Here is a 24,707-nt window from a genome sequence, read left to right on the forward strand (position 1 = left end):
TCCGCAGCTCGGTCATCGAACACAATTGGACCAAGGTCTGCTATCCAGACGAGCGGCCGTTAGCGTGTGGACGTTCTGACATCCCGTTTAAGATGGAAAGGCGGACGGCTTCTGCCGTCCGCCAAACTCTCAAATGTCAATCTTCTCGGCGATGCTAAGCGCATCGTCGAGTTTGACTCCAAGGTACGCCGCACTTTGAGACCTTCAATGACCTCTTTCGATTACGATCTGACATCCGACGAAATGGGGCCAACGACCGAGTTGCGGACTTGGCCGCCGTTTGCTGTCTCGCCGCATCGTCATGCCAGTCCACGCCTCGCGGCGAATGTGACGGCCCAGATCTCAAGGTAAGGACCACCTGCCAAGAGATTCTTCACCCCCGCCGGTTATAGTCCGGCCCAAGGCGTGTACGGACAATGAAACGAACGAGATTCAACGACGAAGGGATCATCTGCATCCTGCCAAAAAGCTCAGGGCTGTCCAATTGAAGGCCCATTGGCAATTCTGGCTGAATGTTGACGCCATGATGCTTTCGCAAGCGGACCTTAGAGAGACACACCCACTAATTCTACAAGCTGGCACATACCGTAGTTGTGAATTGGTGCGGCCAACATGCCGTTTTGCGGTCACCGTTCGCGGGTCAGCAATGGCCGGAAGCCGCGGGCTGAACGGCATGTGAGCGGGAATTCGCTGAGGCAGGAGTTCCATATGGAAATCACAATGTGAACACAATATTGATCACTTTCGTTCATAAAATTCTCGCCAAGTTCTTGGCTGGACATCGGCAGGGTCCGCGGTGCGACAAGTAGGGCGCATGGATGAAACCGGGCAATGGCAACACGCCTGGTGCTTGGCGGTCGACAGCTTTTCGAACTGCCGCATCGTCGATCACGTGACCACCATATGCGCTGCGGGCATCCTGCGAACCGGTCTCGAGAGATGTCGGAGGTCGAAATGGCAAAGGCGAAAAGCAACAACGGGAGCATGCAGATCTCCCAGATCGAGGAGATGAGTATGGCGATCCCGAAACTGCTCAAGAGGGTGTTGTTCCTTGGCCTGATGTTCTTCGCACCCGCTGCGGTGGCTGATGTGAGCTGCCAAGGTGAGTGGCAAAGCGCGGCATTGACCAATTACGAGAGCTATCCTGATCCGGGCAGCGCCGAGTGCGTCAAGTACAACGGCTGCAAGTGGGCCGGGCAGTTCTACGGCGTGCAGGGCAAGAAGTCGAAGGATTGGATCGCGCGTCGGAACATCGCGGCGGTCCATCAAAAGCACTGGCGCAAGTTCGGAGGAAAGCACCTGCGGCTGAGACAGGGCGGACGGGAAATCGTCGTTCAGGTGCTCGATTTGTGTTCCGACTCGGATTGTGCGGGATGTTGCTCCCGAAACCTGGGAGGTGACGGTTTTCTGGTCGACATCGAAAGACACGCCATGCAACGTTTCGGTTCCGGATCTGGTGTTGTGGAATTCCAGGTTTGCAGCAGGTAGGTCGCACGGACCATCGCACTCTGACCTAGTCATGTGCGTCGAGGCCGGACCATGTTCCTGCGTGGCCAGCATGGACGTTCGATGACGGCGTTCAGTTGCGCCGGGGAGAGGGGACTGCGACGCCAAAGGCGCTTGGCAGCGAATGGTCCGCTCACACTCCGTCACGCGGAGCAATCGACGTTTTGTGGTTTTCCGGAAGGTTCATCTTGTCGGTGGAAACGGTTCGTTCGTGATATCTCGACGCCCCAAGGGTCATCGACGGGTCTATCGACGACATCCGCGTGATCTTGCGCCAACCGGTGAATTGCCCGGTAAGGGCCCGGCCGACTGACCGCAGGGCGACCATCCAGTAGATCTGGCGATAGAAGAACCTCTGGGTCAGGACCCAGGGCAAAAGCCGCTTGTTCTCGTCGGGTTCGAGACTGAAGGCAATGGTGGCCAGAACGAGGTCCGACAGCAGGTAGGCGAGGTACGCGACCGCGGCGACGATAGAGGTGGTTTCCCATGAGGCCGGAGTGTCACTGGTCAATTGTCCCGCCAAGGAGAACAGGTTTGCCAGCATCACGATATCCGCGATAGGCGCGAACACCGAGAACACGGCGCCGAACAGGACCAGGTCTGGAATCGAGACCAACCCGACGGCGCGGCGCTCGCGAAAGGCGGCCTTGTGCTTCCACGCGATCTGCAACATCCCGAAGTGCCAGCGCAACCGCTGCCGCATCCATTGCCGGATCGATTCCGGGGCTTCGGTAAAAGCATGGGCTCTGGGTTCGTAGACGACCTTGTGGCCGTGGCGAATGATCGAAACCGTCAGGTCGGCGTCCTCGACGATGGTCTCATTGGTGTAGCCGCCCGATGACCGCACCGCCTCGGTCCGCCAGGCTCCGATCGAGCCTGGAACGACCATGATTCCATTCAGCACCTCGAAGGCCCTGCGGTCCAGGTTCTGCGCGGTGATGTATTCGATCGCCTGAAGCCGAGTCAGCAGATTGCGGCGGTTGCCGACCTTGACGTTGCCGGCCACCGCCCCGACGCCGTCGTCGTTGAAATGTCTGGCCAGAAGACCGATGGCATCGGGCGAAATGATGGTGTCGGCGTCAATGGCGACGAAGACGGGCGTGTCGATCAAACGAATCCCGTGGTTCAACGCCTCGGCCTTGCCCCGGTTCTTCTGTCTGACCAGACGAACCCTCGGGTCCGAGCCGAATGCCTCGCTGACGACCCGGGCGGTCTCGTCGGCCGAGCCGTCGTCGATGACGATCACCTTTTCGATGGGGTAGCTGGACCGCAGAACCGACCTCACCGATTTCACGATGACGGTTTCCTCGCAATAGGCCGGGATCAGCACGGTAACCGGCAGATCACCTTCGCCCCCTGCGTGGGTCCGGCGCTCCTTGATCAGCGCCAGGATCAGGATCACCAGCGAGCGCAGGATGCCCACCGAAATCATGATGAAGAAAATCGCCGTCATCGCGGACATGAGCGTACGCATGGCCCAGAAAGAATAATCGCTGACCGGACTTGCGCCCGGCAGCACGCCGGCCGGATCCGGGGCATCGCCCTGTCCGATGACGCTTGTGAGGGGCACGATCTCGACACCCATGTCCCACAGCGCGGCGATGATCCGGGGCAAGGCCATGACCGTCTGCGTACGGTCCCCCCCGGCATCATGGAAAAGGATCACGTTGCCCCTGTTGGCCTGGACAATGGAGGTAACGGTCTCCACGATCTGCTCCGCGCCGGGGCGCATCCAGTCCGAGGAGTCGATTTCGATACCGACCACGACATAGCGTTCGTTGGAGAGCAGGGTCAGAACACGCGCCTCTTCGGGGGTCTGGGGGTTTTCGTCGAATCCGTATGGCGCGCGAAACAGGTTGGTGTTCAGTCCCGAGACGCTTTTGATCAGTTCCTGCGATGCGTGAAGCTCCAACCTGAGGCGGAAATCGGATATGTTCGCGATATTGGGGTGGGAGTAGGTGTGCACGCCCAATTCATGGCCCTCGTCGACGATCCGACGCACGACGTCGGGCGCGCTCTGGACGCGGTTGCCGACAACGAAGAAGACCGCCGGCACGCCGTAGTCGCGCAGGGTGTCCAGGATCTGCGGTGTATAGGTCTGGCTTGGCCCGTCATCGAAGGTGAATACGACAGCGTTTTCAGGCAGGTTGCCGCTCAACTCGACGGTAAAAGCGCGCGGTAAGTCCCGGTAGTCCGCTTCGGTGATCAGGCCGCTTTCCGAATTCACCGTCAGGTCCCGCCAGCCGGGAGCCTCCCTGTTGCGAACAGTCAGCAAGGGGCCCTTGCCCGTATACCGGACGTGATAGGCAGGCCGGATCTCCTGTAAAAGGTTCGGAGTGACACTGGGAATGGCCAGTCCCGAGAACAGCAGGTCCCATATCCCCGGGTCGCCTCCGGACACGGGCCAGACCGCGACCCCGCTGATCCGATCCAGCGGAACTCGCGCCAATTGGTTGTGTGCGCTGAGCGTGTCGAGGAACCAGATTTGGTGCCTTCGTCCCTCGGCATCCGAAAACGACGCCATCGAGTTCAGGCTGTCCGGGTCCAGGCTGATCGAGCCGCCGTGACGCGCCACAGCGTCCATGATTTCGAAAAACCCCAGGTATTCGGCGTCGGCCTGCCCGCTGGTCCAGTCCATGCCGAAGTTGCCAAAAGCGATCACCAGCTTGTCGGGTGGGATCGCAGACAAAAGCGCGGACAGGCGTTGTTCGTACCAGTCCTGCCCGGAAAGCGGAGCGGGAAGGCTGAATGGCCCGGGTTCCCGGAAAGCGAGCACGATCAGCCGGTCGACCAGTTCTCCGGCCCTCGGATGACTCAGAAGCGCATCGTCCATCTTCGCGATGAGACAGCTTTCCTTGCCCTCCCTTTCAAGTCGGGTCTTCGCCGCAAGAGCGAGAGCCGCGACGGCCTCGACTTTTTCCGCCCCCGCTCCGGCTACGTCGAGGCAGAGGCCGTCGAATGCCTGGTCCCGGATCAGCGATGATATCTCTGACACGAGGTCCATCCGCCGGGCGCGCGAGGTCAGCCACTCGGCGCCCTGATCGCCGCCGTCGAGGTCGGCACGTGCCACGGGAAGAAGTTTGATGCGGTCACGGTTCCGACCCCAGAGATCGCGAAGATCGTCACGCTGGGCTGCGGGCAGCTCAGTGATCTCGGCAGTCAGACCGTCTACCCTGAACCACTCCGGCAGGAGGACGTCGATGGTGTCAATGTTGGCGCGCAGCTCGACCACGCCCGCCGAGGACCAGTGTGGAACAAAGGCATGCACGTCGAGGTCGGGCCCGAGAGGCTGTGGCGCGGTGCCGGCATACCTGGCCGTCCCGTCCAGACCTGACGCATCGGCCATCGGGTCGAAGCTCCGATCGCCGGCCGAACGGTCCAGGCCGGCGGTGCTGTCGCTGGGCGTGGCCGCCAGGCCTTGCTCGACCTGTGGCGCTTCGGCATCCGCGGGCCGCAGCGGCAGTTCGGTGCCGTGAAGGTGGACAATGAACAGCACGAACCAAACCACGGTGAACACGACGAAAAGCACCGACAAGACGGTGAAGAACACCAGCCGGCGGGATGTGGGGTCAAAGAAGATCGGGTTGGGCGCTTCGGCGTCCTCTTCCCCGTCTTTATCCGTGTTGCTCAACTTCGACGACCTGCCTCGTGGCTCATTCGCATATCGTTTTCAACAAGTATGGCATATTCGCGTGTGCGAGGATACCGGCACCGGGTCGCAGGCCGGATAGGTGTGTTGATTTGAACCGTTGGCTGCGCCGCGCAAAGCTGCAATGCTATCAGAGCGCGGGCGTCTTTTTGTGTAGGGGCTAAGATCATGGATCGCCGGACCTTTCTATTCCGCCTCTTGATCGGCGGAACGGCTGCAATGTCCCCGGGCTGGCGACCCGCCGAGGCGTCGTCGACCTTCCCGGGGATCCTGCTGATTGATGGCGTGACCCCAGGCACCTCACCATCGTTGCTGTTCTCTTACCTCGATCCGATCATCTCGCAGAACATCCCGGTCGGTATCGCGGTCAAGGTCGATGGCGAGGACGCTTCTGCTTTGGACGGGGGCGCTGAGTTGACGAGGCTCTTGGCAAGGTTGGTCGCCGACTATCCGGGTCTGGTCGACCTGGCGCTCGATCTGCCGAACCTCGCCGCGCGGCATCCCTACCTTCAAATGCGCGCAGCGAGCGAAGCGCGGAACCAGTTCGGGGAATTCCTGACGGCGGCTCTCGGCCGGGACACTCCGGCGGCGGTACCGCAGACAATCGTCACCGGGCTGCAGCAGGGCGAAGTCCCTGTCATCGAAGGACTGCGGACGGCGGGAATCCTGAATACCATACTGCTTCCGGACAGCGGAACGGCGCCGGAAATCTGGCGCAACAGCGATGGAACCCAGCAGATCAACGGTGGGTGGCGCCTGCCGCCGTCGCCCACCGGCGATGATCTTTCGGCGGTATTCGCCGAAGCGGCAGTACATGACGGGCCGGTTGTCTTTGCGGCCGCGTTTCCGGGCGATCCGTCGACGGGCGACGGGGACCTTTTCGCGCGCGGCTCGGTCATCGGTGATGCCTTCCGCAAAAACCTGGTCGCCAGCCGCAACTATCTGATCTTGCCGTCGGAGTTGCGGGTCAGGTCCGGTGAAGCGTTCGCGCGCAATCTGGTGGTTTGCATTCGGTCTGATAACACCGGCGCCACGCCCGGCTCGCTGCAGGCAAGGTTCACCGCTGCCGGCATACCATTTACGGAAATCGGGAATTCCCCGGCTGGCACACGACAGCAGACCGCCGACACCGCCACTGAGACGGCAACCGGGTGCGTAGTTGTCGCCGGGACGGACGGCAGCAGCTGGCAAGAGGCAAGACGCCTGGCGTTCGGCAGCGTTTCGAAGGGAACAGGGATCTTCACAGGCGGTATGACCGCCTGCGCGGCCGCGGAGCACTTGCAGAACAACTCCGATCCAGACGGGCGCCAGTCGGGCTTCGATGTCCTGGTCGATGTTTCGACAGGAGATGGAGGCTTTGCGGGGTTCGATGCGCACGGGGCCCTGCGGATAAACGCGTCCCTGGTGCTGGGCGGGCCCTATCCCGGACTTTCGGCGCAGACGCTGCGTCAGCGTATCCAGGCCGCAACGGCTGCCAGCGCCGATGCCCTCCTCGTGATCGACGCGGGTGGCTTCGGGGAAGCCAACGATGCAAGCGCCCTCGCCGAGGCGCTGCGCGCGCTTGGAGCGTCCGATGAATTCGACCTTCTGGACGTGCCACAGTTCATGTCGGCTATCTCTGTCACGAGCGAGCCGGCGCGTCTGTTGCGAACGGCCCGGCGCTGGCCGGCCCGGCCGGATGCGAACGGCGTCGGCGTCGCGGTACGGGATATGCTGATGGAGGACGCCGCGCGGGCATGGTCATACATCGAGCGAATGACCGACCCGAATACCGGCCTCGTGCCAGCGACGGCTTGGATGGAGGGCGACACGCTTCAAGCCTATCAGTTCAGCACCATGTGGGACACCGGGTCGTTGATCTTGGGCATCCTGAGCGCGCACAGCATCGGTCTTTTGACCGACGCCCAGTTCGACGAACGGATCCGCGCGGTACTGGGCGGTTTGGCAACCGGTGTCTTTGACGGGCTGCGGCTGCCGAAAGGACTGGCCTCTACGGATGGCAAGGCCCGCGGTGGCGACGATTACAATGCAAGCGACACGTCACGCCTTCTGACCGCGCTTCATCTGCTCAAGACCTATACCAAGTCGGACCTGGGGATCGCCGCCATTCTCAAGAGTTGGGACCTTGGAAAGACCATACGGGACGGCGTTCCCCTGACCGTCGGCGGAGGCCGGCTGGTGTCGGCGTACCGCTCGAACTACGCGGGATACATCGCAAGGGGCTTCGGTCTCTGGGGCTATCCGGTCAGGTCGCCCTATTCGGAGCCGCCACCGGGATCGTCCTTCGATCGCGGCGTTCACATCCTTCATGATGTCGCCGAGTTCGGCCCGGTCGGGACCGAGCCGCACCTTCTGGAAGCCGTCGAACTGGGCGCCTCCGACTTGGCAAGGGCCGCCTCGGAGGCGCTGTTCACCGCGCAGGTCGAAGAATACCTGTCGACTGGCAAACTCGTCTGCGTATCCGAAGGTCCCATCAACCGTGCGCCCTGGTTCGTGTACCAGGGCTTTCAGATCGGACCGGATGGCGGGCGTTGGACCGTCGAGACTCTGGATTCATCGCCGCGTTTTCGGACCAAGGGGTTCCTCCGGGCGATAGACATGCTGAACAGCAAGGCTGCTTTCCTTTGGAATGCATACCGACCTGGCGAATACAGCGACCTGCTGATCGAGCAAGTCCGCGAAAAGGCAAAGACCGAGTCGCTGGGATTCAGTCCGGGGGTCTTCTCGGTCACGGGAACACCGGACCAAGCCTACAGCGATATCAATACGAACGGCGTCATTCTTCAGGCCATTGCATATCGGCTGCACCGCGGCACACCTTGCGTTGACTGGAATTCGAAGACCTGACGATACGCGAGCGGTTTCTCCCTTCGACGTTCCGGCGACTGATTTGCCGTAATCCAGCATATGTGGCGTGATCTGAACAGCGCGTTTACTGTCCGTCGCGAATTCTCGGCTCGGGCCTTCGGTGTATCGTGATCATGATCGTTGACCTGCGAACCGGGTCCGTAGCGCCGAGGTACAATGCTGTACACAAGATCTCTGCTCCAGAGCTTCTGCGTCACCCCGGTAGAGAGAGCCTTGTCTATTTGATCCTGCGCCCGTCAAAAGCTCTCATCGGTCGTGGACCATCGAAGGGCACCGACAGTAGCGCTAAGCACCGAACTGTACGCCCACTCCGATTGCATTGGCACCTGAGCACTATTTGAGAAGAGAGAATTCTCCGTCAGCAGCCCCTTTCCCGTCAGCCTGGAAAGCTGCCCTCACCTGAATTCTTGTTCCGCATTTATCAAAGGTCCAAATCTCGGACCAACGGCCCTGCTTTAAGAGCCTTTTCGATGTGAAGACCACTTTTTCGTCTACATCGGTAACCTTGGTGTTGATGAGTTTGGTCTTCTGGCAGGAAGTGGGTTTCTGAATGAACGCCACCGTCGCCGCCATCTCCCAAGCCTGCACAGCCAGCGCGGGAGAGTACTTGGTGTACGAATTACCCGGCAGAACCTCGTCGATCTCTTTGAGTTGCTGTTCAAGAGTGTTGGCGGCCACAGGAAGCGCCAAGGTGATCGCGAAGATCACGAAGAAGCGTTGCAGAAGATCCACGGGCGACCGGAGTTGCTTTTTGGACAGCCACCGACTCGCAATTTTGACCGTCATGACGTCCCCTCCCTAAACTCCCTTGTTAGGTCAAGTATTCCGAAAACGCGATGTTTTCGTTGATCGAAGTCAAAACGGAGCCTCGTGTGGGGCTAGGAGAAAGCTCTAGTTGCCAATGGCAAAGGAGTCCGCAACTCGGTCATTACCCTGATTTCTGCGAATGTCCGCAGCTGTAAGAAGCAGCCATTGGCCGATCGCGATCCGTCCGTTCGTAAGCGAAAGTCGGCTTAAGCGGGCAGAGCAGACCTTCGTCAGAATGGGCTCGATGACCGAGTTGCGGACGAAGCCGCCATTCCAGGGAACGCGGTCAACTCTTCAAACGCCGCGTGCGTCCAGAGTTCGTGGAAGTATCTTGAGCGTGCGGGCACGGGACGGAGGACCTGACCCAGATCGCCAGCGGCCCTATCAGGCGCTCGCTCGCTCGGTATTGTCCGAAGGATTGAGGCGCGGGTGGGTTTCCTCGGCCAGCCAGAAAAGAATGAAGCCGGATACGAACATTGATATCGCAACAAACCAGAATGCTGGTTCTGCAGCACCCGTCAGGCTGGCGGCGAGGCCAAGCCCAAGCGCACCGATCGCATAGCCGAGGTCGCGCCAGAAGCGGTAGATGCCAATGGCCGATCCGCGCCAGGCCGGCGGTGTTATGTCGGCAACCGCCGCCGAGAGATTCGGATAGAGAAGGGCCATGCCGAAGCCTGCAACCCCGGCAGAGACCGACCACCAGAACGCGCCCGAGCCCATCACCACCATGGCCACGCCAGCGCCGCAGATCCACATGCCGAGCACGTTGGGCCAGAACCGACCGACATGATCTGAAAGCCGCCCGGTCAAGAGCTGCGAACCGCCCCAGACGAAGCCGTAGACGCCGACAATCCAGCCCACCTCGGTCAGGCTGGCGCCTCGACTCACGAGGAAGACAGGGAACAGCGCCCAGACCAGCGCATCGACGAACTTCTCGACAAGTCCGGCCTGGCTGATCGCGAATAGACGCCTGTCGCGCCAGCTCATCGTCGCGAAGACCTCACCTGTCTTGGGATGCTCGGAGACGCCTCGGGGGTAGCGCGGTGGGTTCTTCGGCGGCGCAGCCTTGTAAGCGGCACTCTCAGCCCGGGCCCATGGCAACGTGTCCTTAACCCAGACAACCGTCAGCACCAGCGCCGACAGCACCACGGCCATGCCGAAGGCTAGGAGGCCAGTCCGCGCACCCAGCCATTCCGCCGCATAGGCGGTGAGGATGCCGGCCAGCGCCACACCGACGTAGCCAGAGAACTCATTGAGACCCATCGTCAGCCCGCGCTCCTCGGCCCGGGTGATATCCAGCTTCGCGGTCTGAGTCATCGACCAGCAGAGTCCCTGATTCACGCCTAGGAGCATCGTCGCGGCCACGATCCAGACCCAGCCTTGTGCCGCCCAGATCATCACGGGGATTGGCAGCGCCACGACCCAACCCAAGAACAGCACGCGTTTGCGGCCAATCCGCTCAGACCAGCTCCCAGCGACGAAGTTCATCACCGCCTTCACCACTCCGAACGCTACGACGAAGGAAGTGAGCAGCAGGAAAGATCCTCGGTCGAGCCCGAATTCGCTTTCCGCCAAGGCCGGGACGACCGTGCGTGTCATGCCGATGGCGAACCCCACCAGCATCACCTGGATCAGCTGGTGTACGACCTGTTCGATGTTCGGGCGGATGCCGTGCCGAAGATCGCCTTTATTCATTCCAGGGGTTCCTTAGGCGTCATTCAGGGATAGCCTGCCAATAGCCTTACTTCCCACACGTCACACCTCAAAGCCTGAAACCAAATGATTCAAGGTCAGCGACCCAGCAGGCCCTCAACCTCATCGCGGTAAGTCTCAGATTCGGCAGCCATCCAATCTCTGAAATCGTTTTGCGTCTTGGAACGAGCCCGACCCCGTAACGAGACAAGCCGGTACGAGAACTCCGACCGCACCGCAGACTTGCCTCCAAAGGGCATGATCATCGAACCGTCGGCAAGAGCGGAAAAAGACTCAACCATTCCGCAAAGCACGATTCCCAGTCCTTCCCTTGCGCCCTTCAGACCGGAACTGAGGCGAGGAAACTCCGGAATGGTCCCTCTCTCTTCGTACTCAAGACCGAACTTCTTGCTCCAACGCGCCCAGTTCAGCCAACCGGGATCGGTGGTCTCTTCCTTGACGTGAATGAGTGGAACGCCGTCGAGCGACGTGGTGCTCTCCGAAAGGCAGTATTGAGCTGCAAACTCCGGAGTACAAATCGGCACCACGCATCCGTCAAAAAGGAACACACTCTCGTGTGTGTCATCAGGCTCCGGACCAAAACGGATGACAAAATCGAACTCCTCTGATCGCAAGTCGACGAGACGGTGTGTTGTGTCGATCCGTAAATCAAACTGATCGCAAATAGCGTAAAAGCTCGGCAGGCGCGGCGTCAGCCAGTACTCTGCGATTGCCAAGCTCGTCGAGATCGAAAGACGGTTGTCCAGAACGGGCTCTTTTAGCCTCTTAAGAACGGTGCTGATGGACCCAAAACCGGCCGTTAGCTCCGTTGCCACGCCAACGGCGGCCTCGGTAGGTAGCGCTCCGGAAGGTTTGCGAACGAACAACTGGCAACCAACGTATTCTTCAAGCCCACGGATTTGCTGCCCGACGGCTGCAGTTGTGACCCCAAGATCATCTGCGGCCAAGCGAAAGCTGCCAGTCCGTAATGCCGCCTCTAATGCGCGCAAGGCGCTGAGATGTGAGGTTCTCACCGTCTAGCCTAAAGTTCCACTTTATGCATGCAAAGAACAAATGACATGACACCGGGCGAAAATCAATTGAGCTTATATCTGTCGACGATGGACACGCTGCCAGGGTGATAGGTTTTCTACATGCTGTATGCGTTCGACCTAGTGTGGCGCAGGAGCACGGACCCCGCCCAAGCTCTGGGTCTTCCACTTCGTGTTCCGTTTGAGAAGCGACGAGAGATCAATTGAGAAAGGGAGTAAGAACCATGGGAATTCGTTTTATAGCCAGAGCTGGAAAAGCTGTCGGCGCAGCCGCTGCCTTTATTGTTGCGGGCGGAATGGCAACTTCGGCTTTTGCGGAGTCGAACGAAGAAAAAATCGCCAGAGCTATGTCGGCCGCACCCTCGGACATCAGCGAGAATGCGACCATCATGGACGTGGATGGGACGATCCTCAGAGAAGGCAGCAACGAGTGGGTATGCCTGCCAGGTGTCGGGCTTATCCCTGGCGACAAGCATCCAATGTGCAATGATCCTGTCTGGATGAAGTGGATGGCCGCCGTCGGGTCTGGAACTGAATTCTCCACTGATGTCGTGGGCGTTTCGTACATGCTTCAGGGCGATGCGATGGTGAACAACGACAACCCTATGGCAACAGATCCAAATGATGGAGGCGTGTGGGTACAGGACGGTCCACACTTGATGATGTTGTTTCCCAACAGGGACTTGGTTGCGAACCTGCCACGCGATCCCTTCGTCGGCGGCTCCTATGTCATGTGGGGCGACACCCCATTGTGGCATGTCATGGTCCCCGTCGAGGCCAAAGAAAACACCAACTGACGCTTTGCTACTGGACGGGAGAACACTATGTCGATCAAACACATCCAGGATTCAGTGAATGGCGTTATCGCCTACCTCAAAGAGAACCCCGATGAGGCAGTGAGCACCAGCCCACCCATCACAGCGGTCATGGAGAGTGGGTTGCGTTGCAGAGCCACGGGAGACAAGGGTCAGTCCGTAGTCACTGATATGCCGCAGGCGGTCGGCGGTGGCGGCTCAGCACCGTCGCCGGGCTGGTTATCTCGCGCAGCTCTGGCAACCTGTGACGCCACCAGAATTGCTCTGCGCGCGGCTGAACTGGGCATAGAGTTGGACACGCTCGAGGTCACAACTGATAGCGTGGATGACGACCGTGGACTCTTTGGTGTGGACCCCTCAGTTCGTGCTGGCTCTCTGAGCCTGCGGACAAGGGTGAAAATTGGCGCCGCGGGAGTTAGCGAAAAGGTTCTGTGGGAAATCGTTGACTACGCGGTCAGTCATTCCCCAGTCGCTGACGCATGCCGGCGTGAAACGCCCTCAACTTTAGAAGTCAAAATCACCTGACAGCTAATAAGGAGTGCAGCCCCATGAACACCCAAACTCATACCCGTGAAGGGGGCTGCACATGTGGTCATGTGCGCTATCAGGTGGTTTCAGAACCGATGATTGTTCATGGATGTCATTGCCGAGGTTGCCAAAAGAACTCCGGCTCTGCCTTCGCAGTAAATGCGCTCTTTGAGGCCGATCGCGTTACGGTTGTTTCAGGTACAGTAGAGGAAATTGCGGTTCCGACGCCGAGTGGAACCGGTCAAGATATTACCCGCTGCACTAAATGCAAAGTTGCTGTTTGGAGCAACTACAACATGGGCGGTCTGCGTAAACATATTCGTTTCATTCGTGTCGGCACCCTTGATGATCCTGACCAGTTCCCGCCGGATGTGCACATATATACCTCCTCGAAACAGCCCTGGGTCATTTTGCCATCGGCCGATCGTAGGGTAAGCGAATTCTATGAGTTCGCGGAGACTTGGTCGCCAGCGAGTCTGGAGCGTCTTTCTAAGATTGAAGCGACAGCTGGAATCAAGATTTCCTGAATAAGCAGACTATACTGCAGTCGGAACCAATGTCCGCTCGGGGCTGATTGTGATGAAAAACTCTACTTGAGCGGCGCGTCTTCGGCTGATTCACTTCTCCTGAGGCAAGGGAGAAGTGGCGATGATGGGACCGAGGCAGTTAGCACAGGGCGCGCTGTTCTACGAGTTCTCGATCGAGGATCACGTGCCGCCGGATCATCTGTTGAGAACCATGGACCGGTTCGTCGATCTCGGTGATGCCCTCAGCAGCAAGGGTACTTCAGCTGGCTTAACCGGGGGCTTACTGAGCCCCTGACCCTTTGCGACGACCTCAACATCCATTCTTGATTTGTATCAATGCAACTTGAGAAAGATCGTACACAGTCAATAGCTAGAATATGGGGGAAGTGCCAATGAATGCGGTGAAATTCTCTGCCTTGACGGCTGTTTTCGCTTTGCTTGCGGGCTGTGACGGGCCTGGAAACGCGGGTTTTGGAACGCAAAGGCTGATTGGTCCCGGAGCGACTCTTGCAGAGGCAGAAACGGCATTCACCGAACTTGAGACTCGTGTCCTTGACGTCAAGTTGACCGAAGGCAATACGCAATACACGAATCTTCCGACAGAAACTGTCGGGTATCGGGGGATCATTAGCGGTGGACCGGGAGCTGACGGCACTGGTGACTTTACTCACTATGCAGATTTGAGTTTGAGCACTGACTTCAACGATGTGACTGGTTCGGTGACCAATTTCACTACGGATGTGGTCGGTTTTGAGAATCCAACAGGCACCATCGATATTACAGGCACTGTCTCTGACGGGGCACCGGTGGCAGTCATCAACTTCAGCGGCTCCGGCGCCCTGATCGGAACTGGTGTTGAAGCGGACTACACCATGTCTACAACAAGCGGCAACTTCTTGGGAAGCGATGGCTCTGCCCTTGAAGGTAGCCAAGAATCTGACTTCGATTGGACGTTCGGTCGAGTTGGTACAGATATTTCAGACGGCGACTGGTACGCCGAACGCTAAGGCTGCTGTACCCTTATCAACGGTCTGAGTTCTAAACACGACAAGTATGTTGGCTCCGTCCAACTCACCACCGACCTCGCCAAAGCGCATACCGCTGGACCGTCGACGGGCTAAACCGCTCGCCATTGAACGTATGGTTGAGAGAAATGATTACCACGTCTGCCAAGAGCTGTGGCTGAACCAAGGCATAGCTAACCCTAGGTTTCTTCAGTCGACCTTTAGACTGTCTGCCGGAAAGAGACCTGTGGAGATTTCAGGTACACACAAGCGGAAGGGACACAGGACTTCGGAAATTCGATGAAGGGACCCAGTCGAAATCTCGACTGCCAAGTTCGAAATCCGGGATACGGGCAAGCAGTCGGCTTACGGCGATTCCCGTTACCATCCGGGCAAATCCGCTTCCGATGCAAAAGTGCTTTCCGGTCCCAAACCCGAGGTGCCCACGCGGGTTTCGATCGATATCGAAGACATCGGCATTCGGAAACTTTCGCTCATCACGATTTGTCGACCCATAGGCCAATACCACCGTTTCACCTGGGTGGATCAGCTGTCCGTGGAGTTCAACGCTCTTCGTTGCCGTGCGCCTGAAGCGCTGGGCTGAAGTGTTGAACCTTAGCGACTCCTCGATGGCTTGCGGCAGAAGGCTGAGGTCCGAGGCAATGCGACGCCGACTGTCGGCGTGATCTGCCAGGTTAAGCGCGAAGATGCTCATGAAGCTGGAGAGGGACTCGACACCGGCCACCACGAACATCGTTGTGGAAAGCATCACTTCCCGGTCCGTCAGTTTTTCTCCGTCAACTTCGGCTTCGGCAAGCGCAGTGATCAGGTCATTGGCCGGGCGCCTGCGTCGCTCCGCGATCTCGTCTGCCAGGAAATCTGTCAACTCAGCGAAAGCCTCGTTGAGCTGAGGGTTTCTGCCCCGCGCCTCTTTGTCCGTGGATATTGAAAGCACCACCTTGTGACGGGTCTCTGCAGGATCGCGTTCTGGCAAACCCAGAAGAGCGAAAATCGTTTTCACAGTCACTTGGCTCGAGAAATCGGCGACGAAGTCGAAGCCATCCATGCCTGCGAGTAGGTTGATCGTCGCATCCACGATCGCCTCCGTTCGCGGGGCAAGCTCTTCTACCGCTTTGCGGGTGAATGCACTCTGCGCAAGCGATCTCAGACGATCATGGTGCGGCGGATCGGTCGTTCCAAGCGTACCACCCGAGCGCCCTGGTATCTCGTCGATAAGGTTCCCGCGAAGGGACGAGAATGTCTCCCAATCCTGGGCGGCTTTGGCTACGTCCTCGTATCGCGACAAGATCCAAAGGCCGGCGCTGTCGCTCCAATAGCAGGGCGCTTTTTCCCGCAACTTCGCGTATCCGGGAAACGGATCCGCGTCGATTTCATGCGAATAGAGCTCAAACAGTTCCCCCATCCTTGGAACTCCTTTTTTCTGATGCACTAAAGTCTAGCACGTGACATTGGCATCCCAGAAATTGCTAGAAAGCCAGCGTCCCATTTGTCGGCTCAATGATCAAAGAGCAATTATAGCCGATCAGATGCCGCACTCCGCAATTCACAGCGGACAAAACCGAATGCTTTGACTCTCTACTGGAGTAGTGAACGGCTCCTTCGTCCGCGATGCGGTCATCGAGCTCATTCTGACGAAGGTCTGCTCTGCCCGCTCAAGCTGACTTTCGCTTACGAACGGACGGATCGCGATCGGCCAATGGCGGCTTCTTACAGCTGCGTACATTCGCAGAAATCAGGGTAGTGACCGAGTTGCGGGACAAAGGCGACTTTGGCGATGGTCATAATCCTGACCACCGTAACCCTTTTGTCAGATGGCCGCGCTCGGTCGGTGTCCCACATTTGAAGGACATACAAACACGAGGGCTTCCAGGATGCTTCTGTGCATCCATAGAAACGGAAGCCTGTTATGAACAATATCCTTTCCTGCTCTGCCGGATGCGTTCTAGCGCTGGTTGGCTCAGCTGCCTCAAGCCAATCAACAGAATTGGACCCGTTGGAAGTAGATCTGGAATTGGTACTCGCCGCGGATCGATCCGGCTCGATGTCGGCCGACCTTCGCTCGAGTCAGCGACTTGGGTTTGCTGCTGCCTTCCGCGATCGCGAACTTCAGCGCGCCATAGTTTCCGGACCCATCGGCAAAATCGCCGTTCTGTACTTCGAATGGTCGGATCGGGCTGATCAGGAAGTGATCATTCCCTGGACCGTGCTCGCGTCCGCTGAGGACATGAATGCATTCGCGAATACTCTGCAACATGCGGCCATTGCGTCAGACGGTGGGGAGACTTCGATCTCGGCTGCAATGATGTTCGCGGTCGAAGAACTGGAGACCAACAGGTTTTCCTCGTATCGTCGGGTCGTCGACATTTCGGGAAACGGGCGCAACAGCAGCGGTCAGCCGGTTGAAATCGGTCTGCGCGCGCTGCGTGCAGTGGGTGCGACGGTCAACGGTCTTGCATTGCCAGAGACGACGTATGGAAACGCGGGGCCCTATGATAAGCTTTTCACTGGCTTCGATGGTCCCATAGAAGACTACTACCGGCGCGAAGTCATCGGCGGACCCGGCGCATTCGCGATCGTTGTCGATCCTGACAACGGTTTTGCCGATGAGATCCTGCGCAAGCTGGTTCTGGAGGTGGCATGGAACGGAAGCACGAACGACTTCCATGGAAGGAAGCCCGCAACCATGATGACGACCGAAACGCCATCATTTCGGTGATCGAGGAGGAATCGTCAGCCTGGATACGTGGGGACGTCGCGGCCTGGAAAGCATGCTGGGTCCAGGATAACCATGCGCAACACATCAATGCACGCCCATCGGTCGGCGCGAGGATGCTTCGCGGCTTTGACGCCATCGCAACCTACATGGTCCCATTTATCGAAGATCGTGCCCAAGAAGTTGGTGTCGCCCCGACAGTCCAGCGCGAGGATTGGCGTATCACCATCGGAAAAGACATGGCTTGGGCCACCTTCGACCAGCTTGTCCCGATGGATGCAGGCCCAAACGCCGCGCCGGGCCGCCACAATCATTTGAGGATTCTTGAAAAACACGACGGCAAATGGAAGATCGCTGCGATATTCCACATTCCCAATCGCATCGGATACTACACGACGCCCTGGGTCCGCGTGGATCAGAGCGGAGTCATTCTGGAGGTGGGCGCGCAAGCCGACGAAGCGCTACGTAGCCACGCATCGCTACAGCGGGTCGGATCGAGATTATGCGCCCGGAATTCTGCGGATTCGGAGAAACTCCGGGATGCTCTGGCCGAGGCGGATGATCTGATACGAAATAGGACTGGGAGACCACCGGTAGCACTGATGCTACAAGGCGAAGACCTGACATCGCTTTCGATTTGCTGGATTACCGTCGCAGACATGATGACAGTTGTTCTTCTCGGCGACGACCGGTTGCTGACCTCCACGATACGTCGTGCTGGCGAGGTCTATGGGCTCAGCCCGAAACAGCTTCAGGTAGCGGAAGCGATAGCACGAGGGATGGACTTGAGCAGCGCCGCGGAGTTCCTTGGCGTCCGGCCGAATACGGTCCGAACACACGTACGTCGCATGTTTGAGCGCTTGAACGTGACCAGTCAGCCTGCGCTGATCCGAACCCTCCTCAGCACCCGTCCTCCTCATCCGTAGGACATAACCCAAACAAATGTCTGGTCAGTCCGTTTCGCCCTCAAGTTCCAGTTCTATAGAACCTATTCATTCGCCAAATGATTTTAGGGCCTGCAGAAAAGTAAAATCGCATCCTTCGTCTGCCTGGGTGACTTCAGACGCATATAACCGGTCGTATCCGCGACGCTCATTCGGCGGCACGACAGGGGAAACCCAGTCCTTTTTCCTTCTCTCGAGCTCGGACGCGTCGACCAGCAATTCGATACTCTTCTCCTTCACCGAAAGGCGGATTCGATCCCCTGTCCGCACCAGCGCCAGCGGACCGCCCACGGCAGCCTCTGGCGCGACATGCAGGACGATCGTTCCGAAGGCAGTGCCGGACATGCGGGCGTCCGAGATCCGCACCATGTCCTTGACGCCAGTTGAACTGAGCTTTTTTGGAATGGGGAGATAGCCGGCCTCCGGCATGCCAGACGCGCTTCGCGGTCCTGCGTTCTGTAGGATCATAAAATCGTCACCCTTGATATCGAGGTCCGGGTCGTCAATTCGAGTTGCCAAGTCCTCCAAAGAGGAGAATACGACAGCACGACCTTCCTTCTCGAAGAGCTGTGGATCAGCTGCGGCGCGTTTCAGAATCGCTCCACGCGGCGCTAGATTTCCGAAGAGAGCGACCAGCCCCCCTTCATTGTCGAGAGGTGCGTCCGCGCTAGCAATGACTCGTCTGTCGATAAATCCAGGATCCTTCTCCAGACGGTCGCCAAGTGTCTCGCCTGAGACACCAATGGTATCTAGGTGTAGGAGAGGCCTCAGTTCGCGCAAAACCGCGCCGACACCGCCGGCGAAGTAGAAGTCCTCCATGTAATGCGCGCCGACGGGCTTCAGATTGACGAGCACAGGCGTCGTGTCGGAGAGTTCGTTCAACCGTTCAAGGGACACGTTTACACCGGCCCTTCCGGCTATCGCCATCAAGTGAATGATGGCATTGGTCGAACCGCTGAGAGCGAGCAACACCCTCAGGGCGTTCTCTATCGACTTTTCGGTGATTACCTCGCTCGGTCGAATTGGCGCGTCGATCATTCGGGCCGCGGCAAGCCCCGAAGCTTCGGCCGCGCGAAGCCGGTCGGCATGAACGGCGGGAATCGCCGCCGTTCCTGGAAGCGCCATTCCGAGGGTCTCGGCAATGCAGGCCATCGTTGATGCCGTGCCCATCACCGCACAGGTTCCAGCAGTGGTGGCGAGCCGGCCTTCGATTTCATTGATCTTGTCGGTCGATATTTCGCCGGCTCGGTACTTGCCCCAAAACCTGCGACAGTCCGTGCAGGCGCCCAGGCGTTCCTCACCGTAGCGTGAAGTCATCATCGGGCCGGCCACAAGTTGAACTGCAGGTAAATCCGCCGAAGTAGCCCCCATCAATTGCGCCGGAACAGTCTTGTCGCAGCCACCGATGAGGACAACGGCGTCCATCGGCTGCGCGCGAATCATTTCTTCAGTGTCCATGGACATTAGGTTGCGAAACTTCAGGCTGGTGGGGTTCAGGAATACCTCGCCAAGCGAAATCGTCGGAAACTCGATGGGCAAGCCGCCCCCGAGAAGGACGCCCCGCTTCACAGCATCAACGAGTTCTGGGAAATGCCGGTGACAATTGTTGAAACCCGAGAAGCTGTTGGCGATCCCCACGATCGGCTTCCTCAGGACTTCTCGAGAATAGCCCATTGAGGCCGCGAATGAATTTCGGAGATAGACCGAGAAATCGCGGTCCCCGTAATTGGTCAGTCCTTTGGCCAGACCCTGTATTTTTTCATCTGTCATGATGGCTGGCCTATTCTGACGGTTCCGGTTTGATTGTTAGTGGATCGGCGGCTTGGTTTCCATTGGTATGATAGTTTCAGGTGCAGGCCGGCGTAGAAATGCGGGCCTTCGTGCCCAACCTCGACGGGCACCTCGCAGCCAGCGCTCCTGCGCTTGTGCAGGTTGGACTGACCATTTGTATAAAACTTGCCGCGGCCGGCGCTTCGTTCCTGTGCCACCCGCTTCGCAACCATTTCAAGCAGAGTCGCCACGTCGCCAGCCCGCTGGAGCACTACAATGCCGGGCTGATTCCGATAATACCGCTCCCTCCAGTAAGAAGCCGCGCGAGCTGCCTCGATACTCGCGCTTGCACCAGTAACCACGAAGCGCTGATTGCTGACATTGGCGATCTTTGAGACGGCCCAAACCGGACATTCAGGGTCGTCGGGCCGGCTGCAACGCAGATTCTGCAATGCAAACGTTGCTTGCTCCTGCTGCCCTGATCTGACGTGGAAGTCTTCCCAACGGATTTCTCAGACACCGCTAGCGGCAGGCGTCTCGAACCCGCCGCAGGTTCTTCAGGGCATCAGCTGTCCGCCATTCACTTCGATGACCTGACCGATCACGTATCCCGACAATGCCTCGGACGCGAGGAACAGGTAGGCGCCGACGCAATCCTCGGCGACGCCGGCGCGGCCTTGCGGGATCGTCGCGACCATCGCCTTCATCTGCTCATTGGTCGAATAGCGCTCGTGGAAGGGCGTCGCGATAACGCCGGGGGCCACAGCGTTCACGCGGATGCGGTGACCGATCCACTCCTTCGCCATCCCTCGCGTGACATTCGAGACGAACGCCTTCGATGAGCCGTAAAGCCCGGCGCCATTGCCTGCGCCGTTTCGCGCGGCGATCGATGTCGTGTTGATGATGAAGCCGCCCTGTTTTTTAAGGTGCGGAAATGCCGCCTTTGACGCCACGACGATGGAGCGGGCGTTTAGGTCCATCACGCGGTCATAATCCTCGTCGGTCGCTTCGGCATAAGGCACGCGCTTGATCATGCCGCCGGCGTTGTTGATGAGCCCGTCTAGACCGCCCAACGTCTGAGCCGCTTCCTCGACCGCGGCGGCCAGGGCGGAGCTGTTGGACGCGTCGGCGCGGATCAGAATCGCCGCACCGCCCGCGTCCTCGATGTCCTGCACCACCTTCTGGGCGGCGTCCTTGCTGCAATTGTAGTGTACCCCGACTTTTGCACCCTGCGCGGCGAAGGCTCGGGCGAGCGCCGCGCCGATTCCAGTCGATGCGCCGGTGATCAAGACACGTTTTCCATTGAGGTCGGTCAGGTTGCCAAATGATTGAGTCACGCTCTTCTTCCCCTTGATCCGCCGGGATCGGCCGATTTTTCAAGCGTTCTTTTACTCAGGAGTTGCGTGACATTTCAACTTGGCTTCATATTCAACAAGTAACCGGACGAGAACAAACGCCGGTTCATGGGAGGATGATATGAAGAAATTTGCTGCCGCGGTATGTGCCGCGCTCATCTCTGGTGTGTCCTGCGCATCGGCCACCGAGCTCGTCGGTGCCGTTCAATTCGACGAAAACCACGCCTTCACGAAAGCTCTGCGCGAGTTCGAACGTGTCGCAGGAGAATGCTCGGGTGGGTCGCTGACATTCGACCTGCACCTGAATTCGGAGCTTGGCCTGGAGAAGGACTATTTCGAAAACATGAGCCAGGGCATCGCGGTGGATTATGCCATTGTAAGCCCGTCCCACATGTCGACCTTCAGCCAAAAGGCGCCGCTGATGGACATGCCGTTCCTGTTTCGCGATCTGGATCATTGGAACGCGGTGATGGAGCAGGACGCCCTTGCTCCCTTGGCCGAGGACGTGCTTCAACAAGCCAACGTGCGGCTGATCGGATATGCCGGCGGCGGGACGCGGAACCTAATCGTCAACAAGCCCATTACCAACATGGCCGAGCTGGAAGGCCTGCCGATGCGTGTCATGGGCGCGCCGATCCAGACGCGCATCTTCGAGGCGATCAAGGCCGCCCCATCGGTCATCGCTTATGACGAGGTCTACAACGCGATCCAGACCGGCGTGATCGACGCTGCCGAGAACGAGGCTGCTGGTATCGAGCAGATGAAGTTCTATGAGGTCGGGCCGGAAATCTCGCTGACAAAGCATGCGATCACCGTGCGACCCATCGCCTTCTCGAACGCGACCTTCGAGCGTCTCACGCCCGAAGAGCAGGCCTGTGTTCTTGAAGCGGGAAAAGCCGGTGGCAAGCTGGGCCGCGACATCGAAAGCGGTCAGGACACCGAGAAGCTGATGCGGATGGAATCCGAGGGGCTTCTGAAGACTCACGAGTTCACCGAGCGTGACAAGCTTCTGGAGCTCGCCGGGCCGGTGAAGGCCGCTTATGCCGAGGAACTGGGCGCGACGGACGTGCTTCAGTCGATCGAAGCGGTCAAGTAAATCAAGACGGGGCTTCCGCGCGCCAGGTGCCGAAGCCCCGTTTTCCGCAACTTACTGCGAGAGACGCCATGCGCGGCCTTCTAGAAGGTTATTATCGCCTTCTGAAAATACTTCTGACTGTGTTGATGGGTGCCTTGATCGTGCCTGTCACGATGCAGATCCTGAGCCGATATACCGGCCTGATCCCGCGGTACATCTGGACGGAGGAGATCGCGCGGTTCTGTTTCGTCTGGATCATCCTGATCGGCGCGATGATCGCCGTCCGAGACGGGACGCATTTCGATGTGGACGTTCTTCCGCACAGTGCCGATCGGCACGTCGAGTTCGGCTTCAAGTTTTTCGTGAATCTCGCCGTCCTTATCATGGCGCTGTCGTTCATGTGGTGGGGGTGGGATTTCTACATCCTGGGTTCACGCCAGAGGTCCGAGATATTCGGGCTTCCGATGTGGATGATCTACGTCGCTTGGCCATTGGCGGGGGCGACCTGGACGCTTTTCATCATCGAACGCATCTACGACGACATCCGAGAATTGAGAAAGGGAGACGCCGATGGGACCGGTTGAAGTCGCGGCGATCCTCTTCGGCACGTTTGGCATCTTGGTTTTCCTACGGGTTCCGGTCGCCTTTGCCTTGGGTCTTGCGGTCGTGCCTGTCTTCTTCATTGATGATAGGTTAACGCCGGTCCTGCTGATGCGCGAAATGTTTAAGAGTTACAACGCGTTCGTGCTTCTGGCAGTACCGTTCTTCCTGCTCGCCGCGAACCTGATGAATTCCGCCGGGATCACCGACCGCCTGATCCGCCTAGCCCGTTCCCTGGTCGGTCACCTTCCCGGCGGGTTGGGGCACGTCAATGTCGTCGTGTCGATGCTGTTCGCGGGTATCTCGGGGTCATCCACTGCAGATGCCGCGGGCATCGGGTCTCTTCTGATCCCTCAGATGAAAAAGGAAGGATACGATTCCTCCTTCGCTGTCGCCATCACGGCCTGTTCGAGCGTCATGGGCGTCATCATCCCGCCCTCAATCCTTATGGTGGTCTGGGGTGGATTGATGTCGGTCTCCATTGGCGGCCTGTTCCTGGCAGGCGTGGTACCCGGCATCCTGATCGCCGGGTCACAGATGATCACCGTCTATATCTACGCCAAGCGGCGTGGCTATCCGCTGCACGCCCGCTCGACCTTGATGGCTCTGTTGATCGCGGCAGCCGGGGCCTCGTTGGCCCTGATGACGCCTATCATTATAGTGGGTGGTATCGTCGGCGGGTTCTTCACCCCGACCGAGGCATCGGTCGTCGCAGTCATCTATTCGCTGTTCTTGGGCGTCTTCGTCTACCGTTCGATTACGCCGGCGCAACTGCCGCAAGTGCTGTACGACAGCGCGCGCTTCGCGGCGATCACGCTGTTCTGCATCGGCACCGCCTCGGCCTTTGGCTGGTGCCTGGCCTATTTCAAGATTCCCGCCGCCCTGGTGGATCAGATCGACCAGATGGGCCTCGGCATCATCGGAACCGGCATCATGGCGGCGCTGGCTTTCCTGCTGATCGGAATGTTTATCGATGCCATTCCGGCAATCATCATCCTGGGCACAGTTCTTTTCCCCGTCACACAGCACGTGGGTATGCACCCCATCCACTTCGCGATCATCGGCGTGATCAGCTTGGCTTTCGGTCTGGTGACCCCACCTTATGGGCTGTGTCTGCTGATTGCCTCGGCGATCGGGGGGATACGGCTGATAGATGCATTGCGTGACGTGGCCGTGATATTGCTGCCGATGCTTGTGGTCCTTCTGATCATAATCGTCTTTCCAGACCTGATCCTGGCGCTGCCGCGTTGGCTTATGCCGAATTTCGTGCGCTAACGACCGCTCGAGTAGCATTTTTTTGATGGGCGTGGCGAACCGATTTCGGGACGCACTCCCTCAATGCGGATATGACATCTGTGCGTTCTTTGGCACGCATTCTAACCACAAAAGAATAGGGATTTTGCTCCAGTCGGTCGACGGCACTCATGTCTCTCCCGATCCGAAAGGTTTCGGAACAGCCCAGGGATTGAGCAGTGAAATTCTGGGTTTCTGTCCGTCATAAACGTCCGCTTTTGCAGTCGCGACGGTTTCTGCTTGCGCCAGCGGTGAATGACGGGAATCCGCCCTTTTTCACTACGGCAGGGAAGCGACCAAAGAGGTCGCTTCCGGGCTCTAGGCGGTCATCCGAGGCTTCTTGTCAGATGTCCACTTTGGCGTGGTTAGTCGACACCAGCGTGGCCATTGGCAAGGTCAGGTGTGCGGACCAAGCGGCCATTTCGGCCCGAATGATCGATGGCAGCTTTCGGCTTGCAGTAGGTGCGGCCAAGAGCCCCGCGTAGGAG

At 58.7% G+C, this 24,707-nt stretch carries 19 protein-coding genes; 12 read left to right on the forward strand and 7 right to left on the reverse strand.

Annotated elements, in window-relative coordinates; genetic code table 11:
* Nucleotides 1-831 precede the first annotated feature (831 nt).
* Nucleotides 832-1,488, forward strand: coding sequence for a hypothetical protein (locus ACKLNI_RS04095; protein WP_413717752.1), 657 nt, complete (start codon nt 832-834; stop codon nt 1,486-1,488).
* A 151-nt stretch (nt 1,489-1,639) separates the two neighbouring features.
* Here the strand turns inward: ACKLNI_RS04095 and ACKLNI_RS04100 are convergent, their stop codons facing one another.
* A complete protein-coding gene (locus ACKLNI_RS04100) occupies nt 1,640-5,137 on the reverse strand; it encodes a trifunctional glycoside hydrolase family 18/polysaccharide deacetylase/glycosyltransferase family 2 protein (RefSeq protein ID WP_413717753.1) in 3,498 nt (1,165 codons plus the stop codon).
* A gap of 186 nt (nt 5,138-5,323) precedes the next feature.
* Here ACKLNI_RS04100 and ACKLNI_RS04105 point away from each other — a divergent pair, with 186 nt between their 5' ends.
* Entirely contained in the window at nt 5,324-8,002 is a 2,679-nt protein-coding gene (locus ACKLNI_RS04105; RefSeq protein ID WP_413717754.1) for a DUF3131 domain-containing protein, read from the forward strand.
* 354 nt (nt 8,003-8,356) lie between these two features.
* Here the strand turns inward: ACKLNI_RS04105 and ACKLNI_RS04110 are convergent, their stop codons facing one another.
* From ACKLNI_RS04110 to ACKLNI_RS04120, 3 genes are all read right to left on the reverse strand, one after another.
* Entirely contained in the window at nt 8,357-8,809 is a 453-nt protein-coding gene (locus ACKLNI_RS04110) for a hypothetical protein (RefSeq protein ID WP_413717755.1), read from the reverse strand.
* A gap of 405 nt (nt 8,810-9,214) precedes the next feature.
* Nucleotides 9,215-10,525, reverse strand: coding sequence for an MFS transporter (locus ACKLNI_RS04115; protein ID WP_413717756.1), 1,311 nt, complete (start codon nt 10,523-10,525; stop codon nt 9,215-9,217).
* Nucleotides 10,526-10,620: 95 nt separating this feature from the next.
* Complete coding sequence (locus tag ACKLNI_RS04120) at nt 10,621-11,556, reverse strand: LysR substrate-binding domain-containing protein (RefSeq protein WP_413717757.1); 936 nt, start codon at nt 11,554-11,556, stop codon at nt 10,621-10,623.
* A gap of 242 nt (nt 11,557-11,798) precedes the next feature.
* Here ACKLNI_RS04120 and ACKLNI_RS04125 point away from each other — a divergent pair, with 242 nt between their 5' ends.
* The 5 genes from ACKLNI_RS04125 (at nt 11,799) to ACKLNI_RS04145 (ending at nt 14,451) form a co-directional block, all read left to right on the forward strand.
* Nucleotides 11,799-12,371 (forward strand): hypothetical protein, encoded by a 573-nt coding sequence (locus ACKLNI_RS04125; RefSeq protein ID WP_413717758.1) that lies wholly within the window; start codon nt 11,799-11,801, stop codon nt 12,369-12,371.
* Nucleotides 12,372-12,398: 27 nt separating this feature from the next.
* The gene (locus ACKLNI_RS04130; protein WP_413717759.1) at nt 12,399-12,914 is read left to right on the forward strand and encodes an OsmC family protein; all 516 of its coding nucleotides are present in this window, start codon (nt 12,399-12,401) and stop codon (nt 12,912-12,914) included.
* A 23-nt stretch (nt 12,915-12,937) separates the two neighbouring features.
* Nucleotides 12,938-13,444, forward strand: coding sequence for a GFA family protein (locus ACKLNI_RS04135; RefSeq protein WP_413717760.1), 507 nt, complete (start codon nt 12,938-12,940; stop codon nt 13,442-13,444).
* Between the two features lie 121 nt (nt 13,445-13,565).
* On the forward strand, nt 13,566-13,739 hold the full coding sequence (locus tag ACKLNI_RS04140; RefSeq protein ID WP_413717781.1) for a hypothetical protein: 174 nt from the start codon (nt 13,566-13,568) through the stop codon (nt 13,737-13,739).
* Nucleotides 13,740-13,836: 97 nt separating this feature from the next.
* Nucleotides 13,837-14,451 carry a hypothetical protein gene (locus ACKLNI_RS04145; protein WP_413717761.1) on the forward strand — a complete coding sequence of 205 codons (615 nt, stop codon included), beginning with the start codon at nt 13,837-13,839 and terminating at the stop codon, nt 14,449-14,451.
* 253 nt (nt 14,452-14,704) lie between these two features.
* Here ACKLNI_RS04145 and ACKLNI_RS04150 read toward each other — a convergent pair whose 3' ends face one another.
* Entirely contained in the window at nt 14,705-15,898 is a 1,194-nt protein-coding gene (locus tag ACKLNI_RS04150; protein ID WP_413717762.1) for a cytochrome P450, read from the reverse strand.
* 477 nt (nt 15,899-16,375) lie between these two features.
* On the opposite strand from ACKLNI_RS04150, the gene ACKLNI_RS04155 reads away from it, so the two are divergent.
* Both ACKLNI_RS04155 and ACKLNI_RS04160 read left to right on the forward strand, forming a co-directional pair.
* Nucleotides 16,376-17,185 carry a DUF1194 domain-containing protein gene (locus ACKLNI_RS04155; protein WP_413717763.1) on the forward strand — a complete coding sequence of 270 codons (810 nt, stop codon included), beginning with the start codon at nt 16,376-16,378 and terminating at the stop codon, nt 17,183-17,185.
* Complete coding sequence (locus ACKLNI_RS04160; RefSeq protein ID WP_413717764.1) at nt 17,107-18,108, forward strand: LuxR C-terminal-related transcriptional regulator; 1,002 nt, start codon at nt 17,107-17,109, stop codon at nt 18,106-18,108. The genes ACKLNI_RS04155 and ACKLNI_RS04160 overlap by 79 nt, the downstream gene beginning before the upstream one ends.
* 66 nt (nt 18,109-18,174) lie before the next feature.
* Here the strand turns inward: ACKLNI_RS04160 and ACKLNI_RS04165 are convergent, their stop codons facing one another.
* Complete coding sequence (locus tag ACKLNI_RS04165; protein ID WP_413717765.1) at nt 18,175-19,896, reverse strand: dihydroxy-acid dehydratase; 1,722 nt, start codon at nt 19,894-19,896, stop codon at nt 18,175-18,177.
* A gap of 557 nt (nt 19,897-20,453) precedes the next feature.
* The gene (locus tag ACKLNI_RS04170; RefSeq protein ID WP_413717766.1) at nt 20,454-21,233 is read right to left on the reverse strand and encodes an SDR family NAD(P)-dependent oxidoreductase; all 780 of its coding nucleotides are present in this window, start codon (nt 21,231-21,233) and stop codon (nt 20,454-20,456) included.
* 139 nt (nt 21,234-21,372) lie between these two features.
* Here ACKLNI_RS04170 and ACKLNI_RS04175 point away from each other — a divergent pair, with 139 nt between their 5' ends.
* From ACKLNI_RS04175 to ACKLNI_RS04185, 3 genes are all read left to right on the forward strand, one after another.
* Nucleotides 21,373-22,347 carry a TRAP transporter substrate-binding protein gene (locus ACKLNI_RS04175; RefSeq protein ID WP_413717767.1) on the forward strand — a complete coding sequence of 325 codons (975 nt, stop codon included), beginning with the start codon at nt 21,373-21,375 and terminating at the stop codon, nt 22,345-22,347.
* A 68-nt stretch (nt 22,348-22,415) separates the two neighbouring features.
* A complete protein-coding gene (locus tag ACKLNI_RS04180; protein ID WP_413717768.1) occupies nt 22,416-22,910 on the forward strand; it encodes a TRAP transporter small permease in 495 nt (164 codons plus the stop codon).
* The gene (locus ACKLNI_RS04185; protein WP_413717770.1) at nt 22,897-24,201 is read left to right on the forward strand and encodes a TRAP transporter large permease; all 1,305 of its coding nucleotides are present in this window, start codon (nt 22,897-22,899) and stop codon (nt 24,199-24,201) included. Before ACKLNI_RS04180 ends, ACKLNI_RS04185 begins: the two co-directional genes overlap by 14 nt.
* Nucleotides 24,202-24,707: the final 506 nt, after the last annotated feature.

Source organism: Silicimonas lutimaris (assembly GCF_047314965.1).
Lineage (GTDB): Bacteria > Pseudomonadota > Alphaproteobacteria > Rhodobacterales > Rhodobacteraceae > JAVJUV01.